Annotated in this window: 21 protein-coding genes and 1 other annotated feature; of the genes, 16 read left to right on the top strand and 5 right to left on the bottom strand. The window is 45.2% G+C overall.

Features of this window, described 5'->3' with window-relative positions; all coding sequences use genetic code 11:
• The 3 genes from D1151_RS15120 to D1151_RS15110 form a co-directional block, all read left to right on the top strand.
• The coding region (locus D1151_RS15120) for a hypothetical protein (protein WP_330588329.1) at nt 1-75 on the top strand (75 nt) is incomplete at its 5' end.
• Nucleotides 76-284: 209 nt separating this feature from the next.
• Entirely contained in the window at nt 285-755 is a 471-nt protein-coding gene (locus D1151_RS15115) for a hypothetical protein (protein ID WP_160203250.1), read from the top strand.
• A 230-nt stretch (nt 756-985) separates the two neighbouring features.
• Entirely contained in the window at nt 986-2,458 is a 1,473-nt protein-coding gene (locus D1151_RS15110; RefSeq protein ID WP_161909446.1) for an LCP family protein, read from the top strand.
• A gap of 56 nt (nt 2,459-2,514) precedes the next feature.
• Here the strand turns inward: D1151_RS15110 and D1151_RS15105 are convergent, their stop codons facing one another.
• The gene (locus D1151_RS15105) at nt 2,515-3,042 is read right to left on the bottom strand and encodes a DUF2284 domain-containing protein (protein ID WP_161909445.1); all 528 of its coding nucleotides are present in this window, start codon (nt 3,040-3,042) and stop codon (nt 2,515-2,517) included.
• Complete coding sequence (locus D1151_RS15100) at nt 3,035-3,565, bottom strand: C-GCAxxG-C-C family protein (RefSeq protein ID WP_161909444.1); 531 nt, start codon at nt 3,563-3,565, stop codon at nt 3,035-3,037. The genes D1151_RS15105 and D1151_RS15100 overlap by 8 nt, the downstream gene beginning before the upstream one ends.
• Before the next feature lie 184 nt (nt 3,566-3,749).
• Between D1151_RS15100 and D1151_RS15095 the strand changes: the two genes are divergently transcribed.
• The 3 genes from D1151_RS15095 to D1151_RS15085 all read left to right on the top strand — a co-directional run bounded on the left by D1151_RS15095 (nt 3,750) and on the right by D1151_RS15085 (nt 7,888).
• Nucleotides 3,750-5,450: an FAD-dependent oxidoreductase gene (locus tag D1151_RS15095; RefSeq protein WP_161909443.1), complete on the top strand. Its 1,701-nt coding sequence runs from the start codon at nt 3,750-3,752 to the stop codon at nt 5,448-5,450.
• Nucleotides 5,451-5,736: 286 nt separating this feature from the next.
• Nucleotides 5,737-7,269: a Na+/H+ antiporter NhaC family protein gene (locus D1151_RS15090; protein ID WP_161909442.1), complete on the top strand. Its 1,533-nt coding sequence runs from the start codon at nt 5,737-5,739 to the stop codon at nt 7,267-7,269.
• Between the two features lie 91 nt (nt 7,270-7,360).
• Entirely contained in the window at nt 7,361-7,888 is a 528-nt protein-coding gene (locus tag D1151_RS15085) for a hypothetical protein (protein ID WP_161909441.1), read from the top strand.
• A 29-nt stretch (nt 7,889-7,917) separates the two neighbouring features.
• Here the strand turns inward: D1151_RS15085 and D1151_RS15080 are convergent, their stop codons facing one another.
• Entirely contained in the window at nt 7,918-8,856 is a 939-nt protein-coding gene (locus D1151_RS15080) for a DMT family transporter (RefSeq protein ID WP_161909440.1), read from the bottom strand.
• Nucleotides 8,849-10,723 (bottom strand): AraC family transcriptional regulator, encoded by a 1,875-nt coding sequence (locus tag D1151_RS15075; protein ID WP_161909439.1) that lies wholly within the window; start codon nt 10,721-10,723, stop codon nt 8,849-8,851. The genes D1151_RS15080 and D1151_RS15075 overlap by 8 nt, the downstream gene beginning before the upstream one ends.
• A 203-nt stretch (nt 10,724-10,926) precedes the next feature.
• On the opposite strand from D1151_RS15075, the gene D1151_RS15070 reads away from it, so the two are divergent.
• The 3 genes from D1151_RS15070 to D1151_RS15060 are packed head-to-tail and all read left to right on the top strand — an operon-like array spanning nt 10,927 to nt 15,052.
• Nucleotides 10,927-11,682, top strand: coding sequence for an SDR family NAD(P)-dependent oxidoreductase (locus tag D1151_RS15070; RefSeq protein WP_161909438.1), 756 nt, complete (start codon nt 10,927-10,929; stop codon nt 11,680-11,682).
• 30 nt (nt 11,683-11,712) lie between these two features.
• Nucleotides 11,713-14,085 (top strand): formate C-acetyltransferase/glycerol dehydratase family glycyl radical enzyme, encoded by a 2,373-nt coding sequence (locus D1151_RS15065; protein ID WP_161909437.1) that lies wholly within the window; start codon nt 11,713-11,715, stop codon nt 14,083-14,085.
• A 31-nt stretch (nt 14,086-14,116) separates the two neighbouring features.
• Complete coding sequence (locus tag D1151_RS15060; protein WP_243151230.1) at nt 14,117-15,052, top strand: glycyl-radical enzyme activating protein; 936 nt, start codon at nt 14,117-14,119, stop codon at nt 15,050-15,052.
• Between the two features lie 99 nt (nt 15,053-15,151).
• On the opposite strand, the gene D1151_RS15055 is transcribed toward D1151_RS15060, so the two are convergent.
• On the bottom strand, nt 15,152-15,961 hold the full coding sequence (locus tag D1151_RS15055; RefSeq protein WP_161909436.1) for an ion transporter: 810 nt from the start codon (nt 15,959-15,961) through the stop codon (nt 15,152-15,154).
• A 453-nt stretch (nt 15,962-16,414) separates the two neighbouring features.
• Here D1151_RS15055 and rpmG point away from each other — a divergent pair, with 453 nt between their 5' ends.
• The 7 genes from rpmG to rplL all read left to right on the top strand — a co-directional run bounded on the left by rpmG (nt 16,415) and on the right by rplL (nt 19,741).
• Complete coding sequence (gene rpmG / locus D1151_RS15050) at nt 16,415-16,564, top strand: 50S ribosomal protein L33 (RefSeq protein WP_034813889.1); 150 nt, start codon at nt 16,415-16,417, stop codon at nt 16,562-16,564.
• A gap of 12 nt (nt 16,565-16,576) precedes the next feature.
• Complete coding sequence (secE, locus tag D1151_RS15045; RefSeq protein ID WP_161909435.1) at nt 16,577-16,816, top strand: preprotein translocase subunit SecE; 240 nt, start codon at nt 16,577-16,579, stop codon at nt 16,814-16,816.
• Nucleotides 16,817-16,878: 62 nt separating this feature from the next.
• The gene (gene nusG / locus D1151_RS15040; protein WP_243151119.1) at nt 16,879-17,415 is read left to right on the top strand and encodes a transcription termination/antitermination protein NusG; all 537 of its coding nucleotides are present in this window, start codon (nt 16,879-16,881) and stop codon (nt 17,413-17,415) included.
• Nucleotides 17,416-17,443: 28 nt separating this feature from the next.
• On the top strand, nt 17,444-17,869 hold the full coding sequence (gene rplK, locus D1151_RS15035; RefSeq protein WP_160203239.1) for a 50S ribosomal protein L11: 426 nt from the start codon (nt 17,444-17,446) through the stop codon (nt 17,867-17,869).
• Between the two features lie 72 nt (nt 17,870-17,941).
• Nucleotides 17,942-18,637, top strand: coding sequence for a 50S ribosomal protein L1 (gene rplA / locus D1151_RS15030; protein WP_160203238.1), 696 nt, complete (start codon nt 17,942-17,944; stop codon nt 18,635-18,637).
• Between the two features lie 5 nt (nt 18,638-18,642).
• Nucleotides 18,643-18,759 (top strand) — a sequence feature (ribosomal protein L10 leader region).
• A 54-nt stretch (nt 18,760-18,813) separates the two neighbouring features.
• Nucleotides 18,814-19,308, top strand: coding sequence for a 50S ribosomal protein L10 (rplJ, locus tag D1151_RS15025; protein ID WP_160203237.1), 495 nt, complete (start codon nt 18,814-18,816; stop codon nt 19,306-19,308).
• Between the two features lie 67 nt (nt 19,309-19,375).
• Complete coding sequence (gene rplL, locus D1151_RS15020; protein ID WP_160203236.1) at nt 19,376-19,741, top strand: 50S ribosomal protein L7/L12; 366 nt, start codon at nt 19,376-19,378, stop codon at nt 19,739-19,741.
• Nucleotides 19,742-20,050 lie beyond the last annotated feature (309 nt).

Below are 20,050 nucleotides of genomic sequence, written 5' to 3'. Positions count from 1 at the left end.
GAAGGACTGAGATTTGCGATCAGAGAAGGCGGCAGAACAGTAGGTTCCGGCGTTGTTACTGAGATCATCGAATAATTACGATATTGAGTCAATTTGAATAAATAAGTAGCTAAGACCTGCGAGTAGTCGCAGGTCTTCTATTATAATCATTATAAAAGAGTCTATATAGCAAAAAATAACAAAAAACTAACCAGCGTGTGGTATAATATAACTTATTAGACTAATTTCAAAAGAATCTTAAAAAATGCACACACTATTTAGTGTATGAAAGAGAGGATGGGCAGATGAAAAAATCAAGAGTGCTGATTTGTCTGATTATGACGCTTCTCATGCTGCTTCCAGCTTCATGGGTCTATGCGGATGAGTCGGAAGTGGCTCCAGCAGTTGATTCAGAGGAAGGAGCAGAACTGGAAACACCTTCGGAGCCCGAGCAGACAGAGGAAGGACAAGATATACAGGGTAGCCAAGCTGCAGATGATATGCAGAGCGCAGCGCCTTCTGACATTTCAGAAGAGGAAAACTCACAAGAGGATACTGCTGCGGAAGAAGAAAAAGAAGAGGAAGAGGAATTGATTCGCATTGATGATGAGGCGGTTCCTCTGGCAGGTACACCGGAAGATACAGAAACCAGTGGCTGGTCGTTGAGCAATGCGCTTTGTGTGGGATTGGCCTTTGTTGGTAGTGCAGTAATTCTGGCTATAGCCGTCATGAAATTCAGAAAAAAAGAAACGTCTGAAGGACGTAAGGAAAATTAGCAGCAAATGCTGTCTGCGATTCGCAGGTGACGTAATTCATCATATTTAGAAGGAAAAGGAAAGTCTCTCTACAGAAGACTTTCCTTTTCTTTTTTCTGCAATGATCAAGTTACAAGCTATAATTCTAAAAAATTCTTAAGAGGTATCGACAAAATTCTACAGACATAGTAAAATATTATGGTTACAAACTGTGACAACTTCAATATTTTGAGAGATATTAGAGGATACCGATGAGACAGGATAAACACGAGAAGAAACAGAACGGAGGCGCGTTTAGAGTATTTACCAGGATATGGTCGATTTTTTATATATTAGTGACCATTGCTTTTTTTGGTTTTTTTATTTATATGGACGTGCTGGCAATTAAGTATGTATGCATGGCAGCGGGGCTGATTATCATAATTTTGATTCTCACTTTTCCAGCGCTATTTTTCAAACGCTTTAAGAATTCCAGAAGAATTATTTCCCTGATTATTTCTATTGCACTGGTCGGGGCTTATGGCGCAGGGATTGTGTACATAAATGGAACGATTGATTTTATGGACAAAGTTACTACGGTAAAGGAGCAGACCGAACCTTACTATGTACTGGCGAAAGCAGACAGCACTTATGATGGGGCAGCTTCCATCACGGGAAAGGCTGTACAGACCTTCCTGACTAACGAAATTAACTATTCCGAAGCCAAGAATATGCTACAGGAAGAGGCGAATGTCACCTACGAAATGATTGAAGATTTGAGTACGCTGGCATCGGGTGTTTTAGACGGATCTTATGAATTGATTTTTATCAGTGAAGCGCATTATACTACGATGTGTAGCGAAAACAGCAGTTTTAAGGAAGGCAGTAAGATTGTGCATACAGTAAAGGTGCCGATTGAGACAACGAATATCGCAAAAGACGTCAACGTGACGAAGGATTCTTTTAATATTTACGTAAGCGGACTGGACACAGAAGGCTCTATTGATGTGGTTTCACGCTCCGATGTAAATATGATTGTTACAGTGAATCCGAGAACCCATAAGGTGCTTTTGACATCGATACCTAGAGATTACTACCTGGAGCTGCCGGATGCCGACGGCGCGAAGGATAAGCTGACGCATACCGGGGTACACGGAATCAAGGAAACCATTGCCGCAGTGGAAAAGATGACCGGACTTGATATGAACTATTATGTAAAGGTCAATTACACGACAGTTACCTCTTTGGTCGACGCCATCGGCGGCATTGATGTAGAGTCCGATTATACCTTTGTTACCCATGGCATGGGGGTTTACTATGAATTTTACGAAGGCACCAACTATCTGGACGGCGCAAGAGCACTGGCATTTGCAAGAGAGAGAAAGTCATTCAGCGACGGGGATTTGCAGAGAAACAAAAATCAGCAGAAGGTGCTGGAGGGAATTTTGAAAAAAGCGATTTCCAGTACGACGATTTTGACCAGATATACAGCGATTCTTGACTCTATCGAAGACTGTGTGGAAATCAATATGTCACAGGACGATATCCGCAACCTAATTAAAATGCAGACTGATGGGATGCCATCGTGGGATATAGAAAAGCAGAGCATTGTCGGAGTGTCCAGCAGCGAAGTCTGCTATTTGGATGGAATGAACCTTTATGCTTCTGTCGTGCTGCAGGATCAGGAAAGTATTGTCTCTGCGGTTGACCGGATTATCGCAGTCATGGAAGATGAAAAGGAATAAAAATAGAAACAGAATAGACGAGAACAAAGAGATGCCCGTGCGGCATCTCTTTTTAATCAATCTTTTAATATCACACCGCCGACTAGCAGATAGTAGTCGGGAATAGAAACACCGTCAGACCACTGTGCGGAAAAACCAAATTTATCCTCCACTAGTTTAACTGCCAGTATGCCGATAGACTCAAGGCCGTAGCGCATGATTTCGGGGTGGATGCAGGGAAGGCCGGAAAGACGGGCGCATTTTTTGCAAGCCACACATTCCTGTGCAGCTAGCCCATAGCTTCCGGGTGATTTTTTTTCCAGCTCGCGCATTTCCGCATCAAACCGGCTCTTTTCTGCGAAAAGCCAGTTCTGTGCTTCTTCTATGGTTGCGGCAGATGCGCAGCTGACGCGGTCGACAATCAGATGAAGCGATGAAAAGCCCCGCCAGAAATCAGCGGGCTCAAAGTCAAAAGCAGGGCAGGACCAGGTTTTCTGATAACCAGAGCATTGACGGCACTTGCTGTGGGTCAGCTCAAAATCAAAATACTGATTCATCAGTTCATCGATAGGTATATGTGTTTCGAATCGTTGGATTTTACTCATGTTTTAGTTTTCCTTCTACAATCATTCTTGCGATAATCTCCGCACAGAACGCGACAGCAGTAGCGCAGTGGAATGTTCCGTTGTGATCCATATACCCCTGATCGCCTTCCGGCGTCTTCCAGTCATAAACAGCGCCCATGGTATGAATCATAACATCTTTGCAGAGGATGCCGCCGTATTCTTCACGGAACTTATCCGCAACCTCTCTAACCATTACATGACAGGCGTCATAATCGCCGGCCAGGTCATCAATTGGTCGCCCGTAGCAGATACTGATTGCCCATGCCGCTGCGTTGAGTGCGCCGCAGGTACCTTCCAGACAGCAACCGCAGCCTCCAGCAATACCAAAACATGCCTTGAGCATATCTTTGGTGATTCCAAAGTCAGGAAATGCGGAATAAAGACCGTTTAGCATGCTCTGGATGCAGTTGCCGTAGTCAGTTTCCGTCTGAATGCCGACGTTCATCGCTTTTTTTATCAGGGCTTCTTTTTCTTCCTGGGGTAATTTTGTATAGTCTTGCATCATCATAACTCCTCTCAGTTTTTACTATGTAGTAAGTTAAAATTATTTTAGCGGAAAAGCGAAAAAAAAACAAGATATCCGCTTCGATGACAAGATAGTTAGCAAATTAATAAATTGAAATGGTAATTTTGAAGTGATAAAATTGCTTTAACTAAGTAATTTTGTATCTGAAAGGAGAAGTTTGATGAAACTGGTTGTGGTAGGCGGCGTAGCTGGCGGTGCATCTGCAGCAGCAAGAGCTCGCAGAATTGACGCGAAAGCAGAGATTGTAATCTATGAAAGGGGGGAGCATGTTTCGTTTTCCAATTGCTCACTTCCATACTACCTCGGAGGTGTTGTGGGATCTGATGAAGACCTGATTATGATGTTTCCGGAGGATTTTAAGAACAATCATGATATAGATGTATATACAGGACATGAGGTGACTGCGATAAACCGTGACAGAAAGACTGTGAACGTAAAGAATTTGAATACCGGTGAGGAATTTGAGGATTCCTATGACAAGCTGGTGCTTTCTCCGGGCGCGAAGCCTGTAATGCCAAAGAGTATTAGGGGAATTGACGCAGGCAATGTGTTTACTATCAGAAATGTGACGGATATCAGTAGACTAAAGGTCTATCTGGACGCTGCCGGAATAAACAATGTTGCAGTTGTCGGTGGCGGCTTTATCGGAATTGAAACAGCCGAAAACCTACGGGAAGCTGGAAAGCAGGTATCTGTCATTGAGGGAACAGCGCAGATTATGGCGCCTTATGACTACGATATGGTGCAGATTTTGCATAAGGAACTGGATGACCACGGAATCAACTTGTATCTGGAGTCATCGGTTACAGCTATAGAAGACGGAAAGGTAACAGCGGTAAAGGACGGTAAAGCCTTCAGCATCGATGCGGACGCGGTTATTATGGCTGTGGGTGTGGCGCCGGAAACGGAACTTGCTGAAAAGGCTGGTCTTGAAATCGGGCAGAGCAGAGGCATCAAGGTCAATCATAACTATCAGACCACCGACCCGGATATTTACGCTGTTGGAGATGCCATAGAATCTTTTAACAGTCTGACACATAAACCGGGCAGAATTGCGCTGGCAGGACCTGCGCAGCGACAGGCAAGAGCGGCGGCGGATCACATCTATGGAATTTCTGCAAACAACAAAGGCTTTATCGGTTCCTCTTGCATCAAGCTGTTTGGACTTAATGCAGCGTGCACCGGACTCAACGAAAAGACAGCACAGCAGGAGGGTTTCTCCTATGATTCTGTGATGATCTTCCCTTCAGATAGAGTGGGCATTATGCCGGGCGCGAACTATATGGTATTTAAGCTGATTTTCGAAGTTCCTACGGGCAGGATTCTGGGCGCGCAGGCAATTGGAACCGGTGAGACTGATAAGAGAATTAACGTGATTGCCACGATGATTACTATGGGAGGCACACTAGAAGATTTGAAAGAGCTGGAGCTGTGCTACGCGCCATCGTTTTCGACTGCAAAGGACGTTGTGAATCTGGCGGCACTGGTAGCGCTCAATGTACTCAACGGCAGAATCAAACAGGTGCATGTCAGCCAGGTTCGCGCTCTGGCGGAAAGCGGTGCCTGCATTATCGATGTCAGAAGCCCAGAGGAATTTGAAGGGGGACATCTCAAGTGCGCAAAGAATATTCCGCTGGGGCAGCTGCGCGGCAGACTTTCCGAAATTCCAAAGGACGTGCCGGTATATCTGCACTGCCGTTCCAGTCAGAGATCCTATTATGCGACATGTTGTCTGCAGGGCAACGGGTTTGAGAATATTGCAAATATCAGCGGTTCCTTCTTGGGCATCAGCCTGTATGAATACTTCAATGATAAGGTTTTAAACAGGGAACCAATTGTGACAGCATATAACTTTGACTAATAGTAGCCAATTGATGAACTTTTCAGAAATGGCAACTCGGTCAATAAAAATAGCAAGGTAATCAGTGCATTATCCGACAGGTATGGTATAATAATGACAGCATTAGTGGCATTTTGCTACATAATGCGAAAAATTATTGCGTTATAGCATGGATTTTTTTACGCTGGCTGAATGATTGCAAATATTTTGCGAAAATTACTAGATTTTGAACTAATGTGTGAAATGGAAGACATGGTATAATGCAAGTGTGAAATTATTTCTTATCATACTTAGGAGGTTTTTAGTTATGACAGAAACTAAAAAAACTGGCGAACGTCTTCCTAACGTGTTCGAGGCCTTTTTACCGGTTCTCGTACTGTTAGGTTTGATGCTTGCGAACTTTTTGTTTGAGTGGGGCAACGACCCGCACATCTACGTACTGCTTGCAGCGATTACCTGCTGCGTAGTAGGCAAACTTTGCAACGTACCTTTATCTGAAATGATGGCGGCAGGTTTTGCTTCTATCAGCCAGATTTTGGAAGCGCTGTTCATCCTGCTCTTCGTAGGATGCTTGGTTGGATCCTTTGAATGGGCTGGTGTAATCCCTGCTATCGTATACTACGGTCTGCAGATTTTCACACCTGCAGTTTTTCTTCCGGCAGTTGTTGTACTGTGCGCGATCGTAGGTTTATCCCTGGGATCTTCCTACACTGTATCCGCTACACTGGGTATCGCGTTTATGAGTATCGGTGCAACCATGGGTATCAACCCTGCTATGATTGCTGGTGCGGTTCTTTCCGGCGCTTGTACCGGAGATAAGTTCTCACCGCTGTCCGATTCCACAAACCTGGCTGCGGCAGCTTCTCAGACCGGTCTGTTCGACCATGTAAAAGCAATGATCGGAACGACTTTCCCTGCGTTCCTAATCGCATTCGTTATTTACTGCGTAATGTCCCTGACAGGAAAAGCAGGTACATATGATCCTGAGTTGGTAGACGGTTTATCTAATGCGATTAAAGACAACTTCGCATACATGAGCCCGGTACTTCTGTTACCGGTTGCAGTTATCATCTTGGTTGCAATACTGCAGATGCCAGGCATCCCGGGTGTACTGCTTGCGTCATTGACAGGTTGTATCTTTGCAGTCATCTTCCAGGGTGCAAGCTTTGCGGAATGTATTGCAATGGTGCACTACGGATACTCTGCTGAAACTGGCAATGAACTGGCTGACACACTGCTGAACAGAGGCGGTATGGACTCCATGCTCTGGACTATTAATATGGCGCTCATTGCCATCGGCTTCGGCGGCATGTACTCCAGATGTGGCGCTGTAGAAAGACTGCTGGGCGGAATGATTAAGAAGATTAGGACGCCGTTCCACCTGATGGCTGCAGTAATTGTTACCGCAATGTTCTGTATCCTGACTATGTGTGACCAGTATCTGGGACTCATCATTCCACCTGCAATGTACAAAGAAAAGATCGACGATATGGGTCTTTCCAGAAATGTTCTTTCCAGATGTACAGAAGACGGCGGAACACTGTTCTCCGCACTGGTACCTTGGTCTTCCTGCGGTGTATATCACTCCTCCATGCTGGGCGTAAGCACCATGGCTTATCTGCCGTACTGCTTCACCAACATCCTGAATCCGATTATCTCCCTGGCTACAGCAGCTTGGGGGGGCAACATCATCTTCGCAGATGGTTCTCGTACCGGATTCTTTGGAGGCAAAGTGAAGGCTGGCAAACCGGCTGGGGCACCTGCTGAAGAGCACGAACATGCGCTCAAGAGACTTGCTGAACTCAGAGCTGACGGAACTTACAAAGAAATCGGCAAATAAACCGGCAAGTGAATCTAACATAAAAAATTACGCATACCCGTTTTACGGGTATGCGCTTTTTGCAAAAGAAAAGTAAAGGAATGAACAGATTATGACTTATAAGGGTATTGTAAAAGAACGGGATTTAAAGAGAAAAACGATATTATTAATCGGCGGCATTATCATACTCTACCTTTCATTTAGACAGCAGAATTACTTCTATATGATTTTGGCAGTAATTCTTACCTTAGCCATCTTTTTTGAAAAAACTCATTTGGTATCGGAAAGAGGCGTTGAAATCAGGTACAAACTGTTTGCCTGGAAGGTAGTAAATAGATGGGAATGGGACCAGATTACCGCAATCCGTCCCGACTTTAAAAAAGCCAAACCGAACATTCTTCTTGAAATCGCCAAAGATGTGGCGATTAGACCTTTTGTGTTTACGGAGGAAGACGCCTGGGGCGTGATGGAATTGGCAAAGAAAATGAATCCGAATGCGTATGTAGATGATCGGACGCAGGAAGAGAGAAGAGAAGACGCGGACGAATACAACAGAAAATTGGATGAAGAAAGAATGCGCAAGGCGCGAGCAAAGCAAGAAGCCAAAGCAAAGGCAAGAAAAAAGCATTCTAAAAAATAGTTTAAAATAAGGTAAAAAAGAGCTCTGCTTTATGCAGAGTCTTTTCTTTTAGAATCTTCAGTTTTCGGTTGTTTGCTGGCTTCTTTGCTGGCGGCAAACTCCATATACAGGATGCTGACCATGATGATGAGCGCACCCAGCCAGCCAGTGAACCGCATGGTTTCACCCAGCAGAATGACTGATAGAATGCAGCCGGAGGCTGGTTCCAAGGCGAAGATGACCCCGACCCGGTCAGGAGATACGAAAGCTTCTAGATGGGTCTGAAGGCAGAAGGAAACAGCGCTGCAGAATACGCCCATAAGGATAATGGCAATCAGCTGGCTGCTACCGGTCAGGGAATAATGGATATCACCGGTGATGCTTGCGATGAGCGTGCCCCACAGAGAAATGAACCCCATGAGGAATACGGTAAAGAGGGACGAATCGACTCTCGGATTTTTTGAAACCTTTTCAACCAGTATGATATGAAACGAGCCGGCTACAGCAGCTAGAATACATAGTAAATCTCCGGAATTGATGACGAGTCCACCCATACCAGGCGCGTAGCATAGCAGGAAGACGCCGACAAGACAGAGCAGAGCGCTGATTACGATGATCTTAGAAATTTTGATTTTAAACAGGGCCCGGTTCAGGACCGGAATCATCAGGAACGACAAGGTGGTAAAGAAAGAAGATCTGACCGAGGTCGTATACTTAATGCCCCAGATGCCGAAGGCAAACATGAGGAATACGGCAAAAGACAACAAGAATGCGTACTTGATGACGTCTCTGTTCAGCAATTTAAACTTCCGATGAAAGGCGATGGCAAGACACAGCGCGGCGATGCCGAACCTGAGTGAAATGATATAGAAAGTAGGGCATGCCTCTACGTATTTTGTAAGAGGATAGCTGAGCCCCCAAAATAGTGCAGCGACCATCAGTCCGACGGCAGCAGTGCGTTCACTTAACTTGTGATTTTGATTAGGCATCTTTAGAGTCTCCTTTCAGTCTGATCACAGCATATTGTAATTCTACGCCTTTCATGGAAAAATTCATATTAAATGTGGTTCGCACATCTTCGATATAGAGTTCCAATTCCGGCTCTGTCGGAATGGATATGGTCTGCGCACTGTGAAAGCCTACATCGTCGTTAAAATCAAAGGCGGACAGATAAGCGAAAATATTCCGGTTCTTTGTCAGGGAATATTTCATCACCGAGTACATTCCCGGCGTCAGATTCAGACTGACATTGAAATCAATTTCGTCTTTGAACTCGTTGAGGATGGTTTTTGCCTGGTGGGCAGTGGTTTCCTTTGTGCACATTTCATAAATCTCTTCGTTGAAGTTGCTTACGATGATGACATAGGCAGTATTGCTGTCAGAGTGGGTTTCGATGACACAGTACTGTTTTCCCCAGCACAGGAGATTTCCTTTCAGGAAGGAAAGCAGCTGACAGGCAAAATAGCCGGGCTTGCAGGTGCCGTTTGCCGTCAGTAGGGCAGGCTGACCGCCCAAAATCATTTCTCCAGTATCGTAATCACGAAGCGGTAGTTGAATTTCTTTTTCTTCAGAACGAATCAGCTTGTGAATCAGGTGAATCGGGTAAGCGATGGAATCGTTCCCCGATGAGATGACGGAAAATGGTATATGATTTTGCTTTCTGCATTCTACCTCAAACCCTGCGGAGAGCAGGAGGTTTTGGAATTTGTCAATTTGCTGTGAACTGTCGTCATCGCTACAAAGAAGCACGACGGTTTCCGGATGCAGGTTGGCCAGCTTCGAGAAGATATGAAATCCCATGACAGCAAAATCTTCACAGCGGATTTGCACAATCAGATTGTGTGAAATATAAGCTAGTGGTGTGGTGTGGATGTCCGCATCAATTTCCAGTTTCAATGTATTGACTAAAGACGTGCTGTTCTTCTGTGAGTTTAGGGAAGAAAGCAGGTTGCGGATCAGTGTGATGGCTTTATTGGGCGGGATTAATGTCAGCGTTTCCCGATGGAATTCGCTTTTTACCATTGGCATATACATCTCCCTGTGCGCTTGCGGAGAATGGCCGAACCACTTGCGGAAATATTTTTCGTAATAGGAAGTCGTAGAAAAACCAACATCCTTGGCAATCTGACTGATTTTTTTGTTGGTATCAAGAAGCTGAATTTCAGACCATTCTACCCGGGCAAAGCACAGGAATTCCCGAAAATTCATACCGGTACAGTCCTTGATAATATGGGAAAGATAAAAAGTGCTCAAATGCTCGATTTCCGCCAGATCGTCCAGGGTAATCTTCTCCGCGTAGTTCTGATAGATATAGCCGATGATATGGCTGATTCTTTCGATGGTCACAGGGTTGCTGCTCTCAAAATTAATCACCATTTCGCCGTTGAAGGCAAAGAGATTGAAAATCCTTTCCAAATATTTGATGACCTCAATCATGGCGTAAGTGCATTCTGTCTTGTAACGGGAACTTCGAATGGAATACTGCAGCAAAATGTCCAGCAGCTTTTCCTGCAGATTATCGTGCTTACTGCTGCGCCCTTTGTTGGTGTAGGTGCGGTAGCATGCTTTGCTCAGGGAAGGAAAATACTGGGAAAAATAATGAGTGCTGATCTGAATCAAAGCGACAATATTATCCGGATCTTCCGAGGTCAGACTGTGAACCTCATGACCTGAGTTGGTAAAGATATCTCTTTCGTGGAGGGTATAGCTGCAATAGCCGTTTTTCAGGGTGACCTGCCCTTTGAGCACAAAAACAAATTCAATATCCTGGTGATAGTGAATCGGGTAATCTTCTATATTCGCAATGGTAATGTTGATGGGAAAATCATCCTGATACGTGATTTTTTCAAAAAGCATGGCGACACCTGCCGTTTCCTATGATAGTTAAAATTGTAACATAAATGCTGGCCCTTTGAAAGCGATTGGGCTGATTTTTTTGCGCAATATAATTGATTTTTACGGCAAAATAATTGTTGAATATGGGGATAAATCTAATTAGAATAAGATTAATAAGACTGACATAGTGTCTGCAAGGGCAGATGATAGAAGGAGGAACTATGATGAGTAATGAAGTAAGAGTTGCGGTTGTAACAGGTGCGTCCGGTGGAATCGGTTCCGCAATTGTAAAGAAATTTTATGAGAATGGATACAGTGTGGCAATGTGTGATATCAACGAAGAAGCGTTGAAAGCGGTTGCGGCTGGTTTGAAATTAGATGAAGCAAGAGTTGCAATCTGTCCGGTGAATATCACAGAAGAAGAACAGGTTATCGCTACCATCGCAGCCGTGAAGGAAAGATTCGGGAGAATCGATGCGCTGGTCAACGTAGCGGCTATCATTGGCGAATATGGCTTGACTGTTGACTGCACGTTAGATAACTTCAAAAATATTTATAACGTAAACGTATTCGGCACTTTTGCAATGATGAAGCATACCCTGCCAATCATGCTGGAGCAGAAGCACGGCAATATCGTAAACTTCGGTTCCGTTTCCGGTATGAGCGGTTATACCTGCGAAATCGGTTACGGTTCCAGCAAATGGGCTGTCATCGGTATGACTAAGAACGTTGCCAACGAATATGGACAGTACGGCATTCGCTCCAACTCCATTTCACCGGGCTGGGTCAATACCGCTATGTTCCAAAAATCTGTAGCGGATTTTGCTGACATGGAAGATGCAAGCATCACCCTTGGGCCTCTGGGACGTCCTGCAGAACCGTACGAAATGGCAGATATCGTTTATTTCATGTGCCAGCCGGAAGCAAACTTCCTCAATGGATCCAACGTGCTTGCTGACGGCGGTATGATGCTTGGCTAAACCAATATCGAAGAAAGGGGATTTAAACTTATGTTAAATGAAAGATTGACGCGGATGAGAAACAAGCTGTGGAATACCCGTCCATGCATTACGGCGGAACGGCTTGTTCTCGCCACAGAAGCGTATCAGAAATTTGCAGGCGATGCGATTCCGGTATTCCGGGCGAGAGTTGTCAACTACATTATGGAAAATATGACGACGCTGATTATGGAAGATGAACTGATTGTTGGTACGGCGACCAACAAATACAGAGGTGCAAACTTGCACCCGGAATTTCAGTCCAGCTCTTGGTATATCAGTGATATTAACGAGTTCGCAACCAGAACCAAAGACCCATATGATATTTCAGAAGAAGACAAGAAGCTGATTCTGGAATATCTGCCGTACTGGGAAGGCAGATCCATGGAAGACATGTCCAAGACAGCCCTTCCTGCGCATATCGAGGAATGCATCCAGGACGATATTATTACGGTCGGTCTGAGAAATGGCGTTTCCGGCGAAACCACCTGCGACCACGAAAAACTTTTGACCATCGGTCTGCGCGGTTACATGGAAGAATGTCAGGCGAACATCGATAATATGATCTGCGAATGTCAGGCAGACGAAGAAAAGGTCAACTTCTGGCAGGCGTGCATCATTCAGTGCCAGGGTCTGATTACCTATGCCCACAGAATGGCAGAGGAAGCAGAACGGCAGGCAGCAGAATGTAAAGATGAAAAGAGAAAGCAAGAACTTCTCGGCATCGCTGCAAACTGCCGCGTGGTACCGGAAAATCCACCGCAGACATTCTGGCAGGCGCTGCAGATGATTTGGTTTGCACACGTATACTTCCATATCGAAGTCTGCACCACCGCAAACGGATACGGCAGATTTGACCAGTACATGTGGCCTTACTACAAAAAAGACGTCATCGACGAAAAGAATATTACACAGGAAGAAGCGATGGAAATGCTGGAATGCCTGTACCTGAAATCCTGCGAGGTTTACGAAGTCAGAGATAAATGGTACGCGACTTCCTTCGCCGGTTATCCGATGTGGGAAATCCTGCTGGTCGGCGGTCAGACCCCGGACGGCAAAGACGCCACTAACGAACTGTCCTATCTGTGTCTGGAAGCCGCAAATCAGCTGAAGACGACTCAGCCGGTTATGGGTGTACGAGTTTGGGAAGGTACACCGGAAGATCTGATTCGCAAAGGCTGCGAAATGATTCAGGACGGTCAGGCAAACCCTGGATTCTTCAACGACGATGTTGCGATGAAGATGACCCTGGGCAAAGGCTGCACCATGGAAGAGGCCAGAGACTGGACCATCGTAGGATGTATTCAGCCGGGTCCTGGCGGCGGTTCCACAGACGGTTCACCGGATGCAGGCTATGTCAACATGGGTAAAATGCTGGAGTTCGTACTCCACAACGGTGTTGATCCGTCCACCGGTAAGCTGATGGGACTTCAGACAGGAGATCCAAGAGACTTTAAAAATATCGATGATTTGAAGGATGCGCTGAAGAAACAGATTCTGCACCACTACAAGTTGGTTGCAACCGGTTATAAAGTGATGCAGAGCATGCATATGACCAGATTCCCGGTGATTTTTGCGGGCATGGTGACCAAAGGCTGTGTAGAAAGCGGTAAGTCCGTACAGCACGGCGGTGCAAAGTATACCACTGCAGGCATGTACGTTACCGGCGCAGCAAACCTGGCTGACTCTATCGTTGCCATCGAAAAGTGTGTATTTGAAGACAAAGACATCACCATGGATGAGCTGATTACTGCCATCGACAAGAACTTTGAGGGCGAGGAAAGAATGCGTCAGTTGCTTTTGAACAAACCTGCGAAATTCGGCAACGATGATGAGCACGTAGACGGCGTTTATAAGGAAATGATGCACTTTATCGCGGATAACGTGCAGACCTGGCCGGATGCAAGAGGCGGCTGGTTCTCCTTTAACGTACACTCTCAGACTGTAAACGTTTCTCACGGTATGGTCTGCGGTGCAACCCCTGACGGAAGACTGGCAGGAGAGCCGTTCTGCGACAACGCTTCTCCGATGATGGGTCGCGATACCAGCGGTCCGACTGCCACTGTAAAATCTGTTGCTTCCATGGGTCAGGATAAATTCCACGACGGTGCGCTGTTCAACCTGCGCTTTGACCCGAAGGGCGTAGAAGGCGAAAAGGGGCTGCAGAGAATTGAAGGAGTTATTAAAACTTACTTCAATAATGGCGGTAACCACATTCAGATTAACGTAGTAGACGATGAAACCCTGAAAGCAGCACAGAAAGATCCAGAGCATTACAAGGGTCTGATGGTTCGTGTAGCAGGCTATATGGCTTACTTTACAGAACTTGACAAGAGCGCGCAGGATACCATTATCTACAGAACGACCCACTTTAAAGAGGCGTAAGACTTTAGAATTTTAACATTTGGAGACGAAGATGGAAAACAAAGAAATGACGGCGTTAGTCGGATCCATACAGAAATTCAGCACGGAAGACGGACCGGGCATCAGAACCACAGTGTTTCTCAAAGGCTGTCCTCTGGACTGCGCCTGGTGCCACAATCCGGAGCTTATTGACTTTGCGCAGCAGGTCATCGAGATGCCTAACAGTTGCATTAAATGCGGCTACTGCGTGAAAGACTGTCCGAAGCACGCTGTCTTCGTCGACAGTGAAAATGTAATTAAAATTAACCGGGAACTTTGCGACAGCTGCATGGAGTGCACAAAGATTTGCTATGCAAGAGCGCTTCTGCCTGTCGCCAAGACCATGACCGTGTCGGAAGTTCTAAAGGAAGTAGAAAAAGACATGGGCTTTTATGAGACCACTGGCGGAGGGATGACTGTCAGCGGCGGTGAGATGCTTGCTCAGCCGGAGTTTGTAAATGCTTTGGTGGATGGGGCGGCAGACCTTGATATTCCTGTCTGTTTGGACACTTCCGGCTTTGGAAATGGGGATTGGCTTGTGAAACTTTCCGAAAAAGCAAATGTCACGCATGTGCTTTACGACATGAAATCCATCGACGGTGCAGTGCATCAGGCGTATGTGGGGCAGAGCAATCAGGTGATTTTAGAAAATTTGTCGCGACTTGCCGCGTCACCTGAGACTTGCGAGAAGCTGCAGATGCGCATGCCGCTTATTAGCGGCGTCAACGACACGTGGGAAATCATCGAGAAAACGGCGGCATTTTATAAAGACCATGGCATCAAACGGGTCACTCTGCTGCCGTATCACAATCTGGGCATTTCCAAGAAAAAGCATATCGGCGGCGAGCAGATGCAGTTTGAACCGCCTACAGACGAATACGTGGAGGAAATCAAAGCCTATTTTGAAGCACACGCCGGGATGGAAGTGGAGATTCTGGGAAAACTGTAGTTTAAGAAAAAGTGTAAAAGCCAGCTGGGCAGTGATGCCGGCTGGCTTTTTGTGCGTGTGAGGAAAACGGTGCATCTGTCGAATGACTGACTTTGCATATCAATGCAGTTTGCGCCCACAGCCGGGGCAATAGCGGATGTCTTCTGGCTTTTCCTTTTTTTGTTCTGTCTGCGCCACAAAACCGGCGGAAAGGATACCGGTAGGAATGGCGACCATGCCGACGCCGAGGAACGTGAGAATGACGCCGCAGACTTTGCCAGCAAGGGTAACCGGCACCATATCCCCGTAGCCGACGGTGAGCAGTGTGTTAGCCGCCCACCAGAAGCCGGAAAAGGCATTGGAAAATACCTCCGGCTGTGCTTCGTGCTCCAGACCGTACATTAAAAGGGAGGCGGTAATCATTAAAATTAGAACGATGAATATGGAAGACAGAAGTTGCCCTCTTTTTTTCTTTAAGACAGTAGCAATCGCTTTTAGTGGATCGGCATAGTGTTGTATGCGGAAAATACGCAGGATTCGGATGATGCGGAACATGCGCAGTACGACGGCACTTTTTGCAAAAAAGAAAGGGAGATAGTAAGGCACGCAGGAGAGAAAATCCACCATGCCCGCCCAGGAAAAGATGAATTTTATCCGCGCACGGGAAACGGAAACACCTCGGTATAGATAAGAGGCGGTCCAGATACGTAGAATATAGTCTATGGTAAAAAATGCTACCGTAACGCCTTCTGCGGCGCGCATTGTCGTCAGATAAGGCGCAGACTCCGGAAAGGTCTCAAACAGCGCAATAAAAATATTGACAAGAACAGCAGTAACCAGCGCTAAATCATAAACTCTGCTGGGAATATCGCTGCGGCTGCCTACCTGAATAATGGTAAAAACTCGTTTCTTTTTGTTGATGGTGTCCATAGTATGGCGCTCTCCTTTTCTGATGCATTCTTCTTCTATTATATAGTCCATAGTGAAAAAATCAATAGACAGGAGGGATGGGCATAACGAACCGATAAAAATCGTTTAGAGCTGCTTGGATGCTGACAATACTGACATTTCCACGGATTTTTGTCAGTTCTGTCAGCATTTCGACTGCGCGGGGTTAGGGTTTTGCTGATATTTTGTCAGCGTCAATACCTCAGAAACGCTTCACATGGTTGACGTGTGGGAGGCGCAGAATAAACCAAAGCGATTTATAGACCAGGCTGGCGCGTGAGGAAAAGAAAAGTAAAGAATATTTTTGAAAGAAATTCAAAAAAACATTGACATTGACAGTGCGCTTTGATACACTTAATAAGCAACTTTATGATTATTCGTAACAGAGCTGGTTCCCCTGGCTCTGAATTTTGAGTTAAACGGAGGACAATCGACATGAGAGTTAAAGTTACATTAGCATGCACTGAGTGCAAGCAGAGAAACTACAATACCATGAAAAACAAGAAGAACGATCCTGATCGTATCGAGTTAAAGAAGTATTGCAAATTCTGCAAAAAAGAGACTCTTCACAAGGAGACTAAATAAGGAGAATTCATCATGGCAAACAAAGACCAAGTTAAGAAGGCAGCAGACAAAGCCAAGAAGACCGGCGCCAAGGATTATTTCAAAGGTATTAAGCTGGAGATGGGCAAAGTCGTATGGCCTACCAGAAAGGAACTGGGCACCTTTACAGGTGTGGTAATTGCTACATGTGCCGTTTTCGCACTGGGATTCTGGTTAATTGATACAGGTGTATTGGCTGCTCTGAGAGCGGTTTTAGGTATCACCCTAAACTAATTTAAGAGAAGAAGGTACGTAATATGTCTGATATTGAAAACAACAATGTAGCTTCTCCTTTGATGGGAGAAGGTATTAGAGGCGATGGCCAGGCCAAGTGGTATGTGGTGCATACCTATTCGGGTCATGAAAACAAAGTAAAAGTGAATATCGAGAAGATGGTTGAAAACCGCGGTATGCAGGATTTAATTTTAGACATCATCGTGCCGACAGAAGACAGAGTCGAAATCAAAGACGGCCAGAGAAAAATTAAAACCAGGAAGATGTTTCCGGGTTATGTAATTATAAAGATGATTGTTACCAATGAATCCTGGTATCTTGTGAGAAATACGCAGGGTGTTACCGGGTTCGTAGGTCATGGCTCCGACCCTATTCCATTGACTGACGAAGAAGTCGCCAGAATGGGAATAGAAAAAGTTTACATCGATCTGGACGTTGAAATCGGAGATACAGTACGTGTCATCAATGGACCTTTCGAAAGCTTCATGGGTGAAGTGATGGAAATCAACAAAGAGAAACAGGTACTGACTGTCAAAGTTTCAATGTTCGGTAGAGATACCCCTGTTGAACTTGAGTTTGGACAGGTAGACAAACTATAGCATAGACTATAGAGAAAGGAGAAGAAAGATGGCTAAAAAAGTTGAAGGTTATATTAAACTTCAGATTGCGGCCGGCAATGCTACTCCAGCACCTCCGGTAGGACCTGCACTGGGTCAGAAGGGCGTGAACATCATGGACTTCTGTAAACAGTTCAATGCCAGAACACAGGATCAGCCGGGAATGATTATTCCTGTAGTGATTACTGTATATGCGGACAGATCTTTCACTTTTGTGACGAAGACACCGCCGGCAGCAGTTTTACTGAAGAAAGCAGCAGGATTAGATGCAGCATCCGGAGAACCTAACAAGAAAAAAGTTGCTACACTGACTTATGCACAGGTAGAAGAAATCGCAAAGACAAAGATGCCAGACCTGAATGCAGCAACTCTTGAAGCAGCAACAGACATGATCAAGGGAACTGCAAGAAGCATGGGAATCGTTGTTGAAGGCTAATGAGATGGGAGACCGAGGCTTGCACAAGAAAAGACAAGCAGAGGTTGTTAGTACCACAAGGAGGTAAGAAACATGCCAAAAAGAGGCAAAGGTTACAAAGAAGCAGCTGCTAAATTTGAAAAAGCAAAGCTGCACGAAGTAAGTGAAGCGATGAAACTCGCTTGCGAAACTTCCAGAGCTAAGTTTGACGAAACTGTAGAAGTACACGTAAAACTTGGTGTAGACGGAAGACATGCTGACCAGCAGGTTAGAGGTGCAATTGTACTGCCTAACGGAACTGGTAAAAGTGTAAAAGTTTTAGTATTTGCAAAAGGTCCTAAGGCTGAAGAAGCTGAAAAGGCCGGTGCAGACTACGTTGGAGCAGAAGAACTGGCTCAGAAGATTCAGACTGAAAACTGGTTCGATTTTGACGTAGTAGTTGCTACACCTGACATGATGGGTGTTGTTGGTAGATTAGGTAAAGTTTTAGGTCCTAAGGGATTAATGCCAAACCCTAAATCAGGCACAGTAACAATGGATCTTGAGAAAGCATTAGCAGAGATTAAAGCTGGTAAAGTTGAATATCGTCTGGATAAGCAGAACATCATCCATACTCCAATCGGAAAGAGCTCATTTGGTCCGGAAAAGCTGGAAGAAAACTTCAAAGCACTTCTGGAAGCAATCGTAAAAGCAAAACCGGCTACTGCAAAAGGGCAGTATCTGAGAAGCGTTACCGTTGCAGCTACAATGGGTCCTGGAATCAAAATCAATCCGGCACTGATTGGCTAATCAAAACTAAATTTGAGATTTAACCGTAGACAGCGGGTGCCTTTTAAGGCTTAATTTCCCGCCGAGGTACAATATATAGATATTGACCCTGTCTACAAAGGCAGGGTTTCCTTTATTTATTGCGTACCATATTCGCGAGTTGCCCTTGAGCAATTCCAGAAAGGAGAATAAAAAGTATGTCAGTAGAAGCTAAACAGCAGAAACAGGTAATCATTGACGAAATTAAAGCTAAGCTGGAAAATGCACAGGCCGCAGTCGTAGTTGACTATATGGGCATCAACGTTGCAGAAGCTGATGCTATGAGAAAGAAACTTCGTGAAGCAAACGTTGATTATACCGTTTACAAGAACACTTTAATCAAAAGAGCAATCGAAGGAACTGATTATGCTCCCCTTGCAGAAGTACTTGACGGACCAAGCGCACTGGCTATCAGCACAGAAGATGCAACTGCTCCGGCAAGAACTCTTAACGAGTTAATCAAAGAATACAAAAAAATGGAATTCAAAGCAGGTGTTGTAGAAGGTACTTACTATGATAAAGCAGGTATCGAACAGGTTGCAGACATTCCGTCCAGAGATGTACTCATTGCTAAATTTATGGGCAGCATCCAGTCACCAGTTAGCAAGTTTGTCAGAACTTTGGCAGCAATTGCTGAAGAAAAGGAAGCGTAAAGCTTTCGCATGGTGCTCATGCACCGAATTTAAAGTGAATTAAAATCGAAATAAAGGAGAAAAGAAAATGAATAAAGAACAGATCATTGAAGCTATCAAAGCGATGTCCGTTTTAGAATTAAACGAATTAGTTAAAGCTTGCGAAGAAGAATTTGGCGTATCCGCAGCAGCTCCAGTAGCAGTAGCAGGCGCAGTAGCAGGCGGTGCTGCTGAAGAAGAACAGTCCGAATTCACAGTAGTTCTGGCTGAAGTAGGCGCAGAAAAGATTAAGGTTATCAAGGCTGTTAGAGAAATTACCGGTCTGGGCCTGAAAGAAGCTAAAGAAGTTGTTGACGGTGCTCCTTCCAACCTCAAAGAGGGCGTTGACAAGGCTGAAGCAGAAGCAATCAAGGCTCAGCTGGAAGAAGTTGGAGCTAAAGTTGAACTGAAATAGTTCTAATCAATAATAAAGCCAAGATTAGACGGGCTTCCTTTCGAGGAGGCCTGTTTTTATATACACTTTCCAAAGAAGGGTAGGCTCCTTGTCATTTTGCGCTTGCCAGGAGGCATAAAAAGGCGATGCGTGAAGTTTTTGGAAGACTAGCGACAAAGTTGCCGCATGCAGCATTAAACATGTGAAACAGGCATATAGAAGGTCTAAAGTTCAAAAAAGACATGAAAAAAGAGAAAAAGGTACTTGACGGAAGGGGAAAAGGGTGATATATTAAGAAAGCTGTCTTGCAGGGGGAACCCCACAGGCAGG

Source organism: Emergencia sp. 1XD21-10 (assembly GCF_009936045.1).
GTDB classification, from domain to species: Bacteria; Bacillota; Clostridia; order Peptostreptococcales; family Anaerovoracaceae; genus Senimuribacter; species Senimuribacter intestinalis.
Note: the sequence above shows the minus strand (reverse complement) of the source record. Positions and strands in the feature narration are given on the sequence as shown.

What these genes read in the sequence shown, in the direction of transcription:
- secE (WP_161909435.1), top strand. Translation starts at nt 16,577, where the DNA reads ATGGCAAACAAAGACCAAGTTAAGAAGGCAGCAGACAAAGCCAAGAAG.
- D1151_RS15085 (WP_161909441.1), top strand. Translation starts at nt 7,361, where the DNA reads ATGACTTATAAGGGTATTGTAAAAGAACGGGATTTAAAGAGAAAAACG.
- D1151_RS15060 (WP_243151230.1), top strand. Translation starts at nt 14,117, where the DNA reads ATGGAAAACAAAGAAATGACGGCGTTAGTCGGATCCATACAGAAATTC.
- rplA (WP_160203238.1), top strand. Translation starts at nt 17,942, where the DNA reads ATGCCAAAAAGAGGCAAAGGTTACAAAGAAGCAGCTGCTAAATTTGAA.
- D1151_RS15105 (WP_161909445.1), bottom strand. Translation starts at nt 3,042, where the DNA reads ATGAGTAAAATCCAACGATTCGAAACACATATACCTATCGATGAACTG.
- D1151_RS15110 (WP_161909446.1), top strand. Translation starts at nt 986, where the DNA reads ATGAGACAGGATAAACACGAGAAGAAACAGAACGGAGGCGCGTTTAGA.
- D1151_RS15055 (WP_161909436.1), bottom strand. Translation starts at nt 15,961, where the DNA reads ATGGACACCATCAACAAAAAGAAACGAGTTTTTACCATTATTCAGGTA.
- rpmG (WP_034813889.1), top strand. Translation starts at nt 16,415, where the DNA reads ATGAGAGTTAAAGTTACATTAGCATGCACTGAGTGCAAGCAGAGAAAC.
- D1151_RS15075 (WP_161909439.1), bottom strand. Translation starts at nt 10,723, where the DNA reads ATGCTTTTTGAAAAAATCACGTATCAGGATGATTTTCCCATCAACATT.
- D1151_RS15065 (WP_161909437.1), top strand. Translation starts at nt 11,713, where the DNA reads ATGTTAAATGAAAGATTGACGCGGATGAGAAACAAGCTGTGGAATACC.
- D1151_RS15095 (WP_161909443.1), top strand. Translation starts at nt 3,750, where the DNA reads ATGAAACTGGTTGTGGTAGGCGGCGTAGCTGGCGGTGCATCTGCAGCA.
- D1151_RS15090 (WP_161909442.1), top strand. Translation starts at nt 5,737, where the DNA reads ATGACAGAAACTAAAAAAACTGGCGAACGTCTTCCTAACGTGTTCGAG.
- D1151_RS15070 (WP_161909438.1), top strand. Translation starts at nt 10,927, where the DNA reads ATGAGTAATGAAGTAAGAGTTGCGGTTGTAACAGGTGCGTCCGGTGGA.
- rplK (WP_160203239.1), top strand. Translation starts at nt 17,444, where the DNA reads ATGGCTAAAAAAGTTGAAGGTTATATTAAACTTCAGATTGCGGCCGGC.
- D1151_RS15080 (WP_161909440.1), bottom strand. Translation starts at nt 8,856, where the DNA reads ATGCCTAATCAAAATCACAAGTTAAGTGAACGCACTGCTGCCGTCGGA.
- rplL (WP_160203236.1), top strand. Translation starts at nt 19,376, where the DNA reads ATGAATAAAGAACAGATCATTGAAGCTATCAAAGCGATGTCCGTTTTA.
- rplJ (WP_160203237.1), top strand. Translation starts at nt 18,814, where the DNA reads ATGTCAGTAGAAGCTAAACAGCAGAAACAGGTAATCATTGACGAAATT.
- D1151_RS15115 (WP_160203250.1), top strand. Translation starts at nt 285, where the DNA reads ATGAAAAAATCAAGAGTGCTGATTTGTCTGATTATGACGCTTCTCATG.
- nusG (WP_243151119.1), top strand. Translation starts at nt 16,879, where the DNA reads ATGGGAGAAGGTATTAGAGGCGATGGCCAGGCCAAGTGGTATGTGGTG.
- D1151_RS15100 (WP_161909444.1), bottom strand. Translation starts at nt 3,565, where the DNA reads ATGCAAGACTATACAAAATTACCCCAGGAAGAAAAAGAAGCCCTGATA.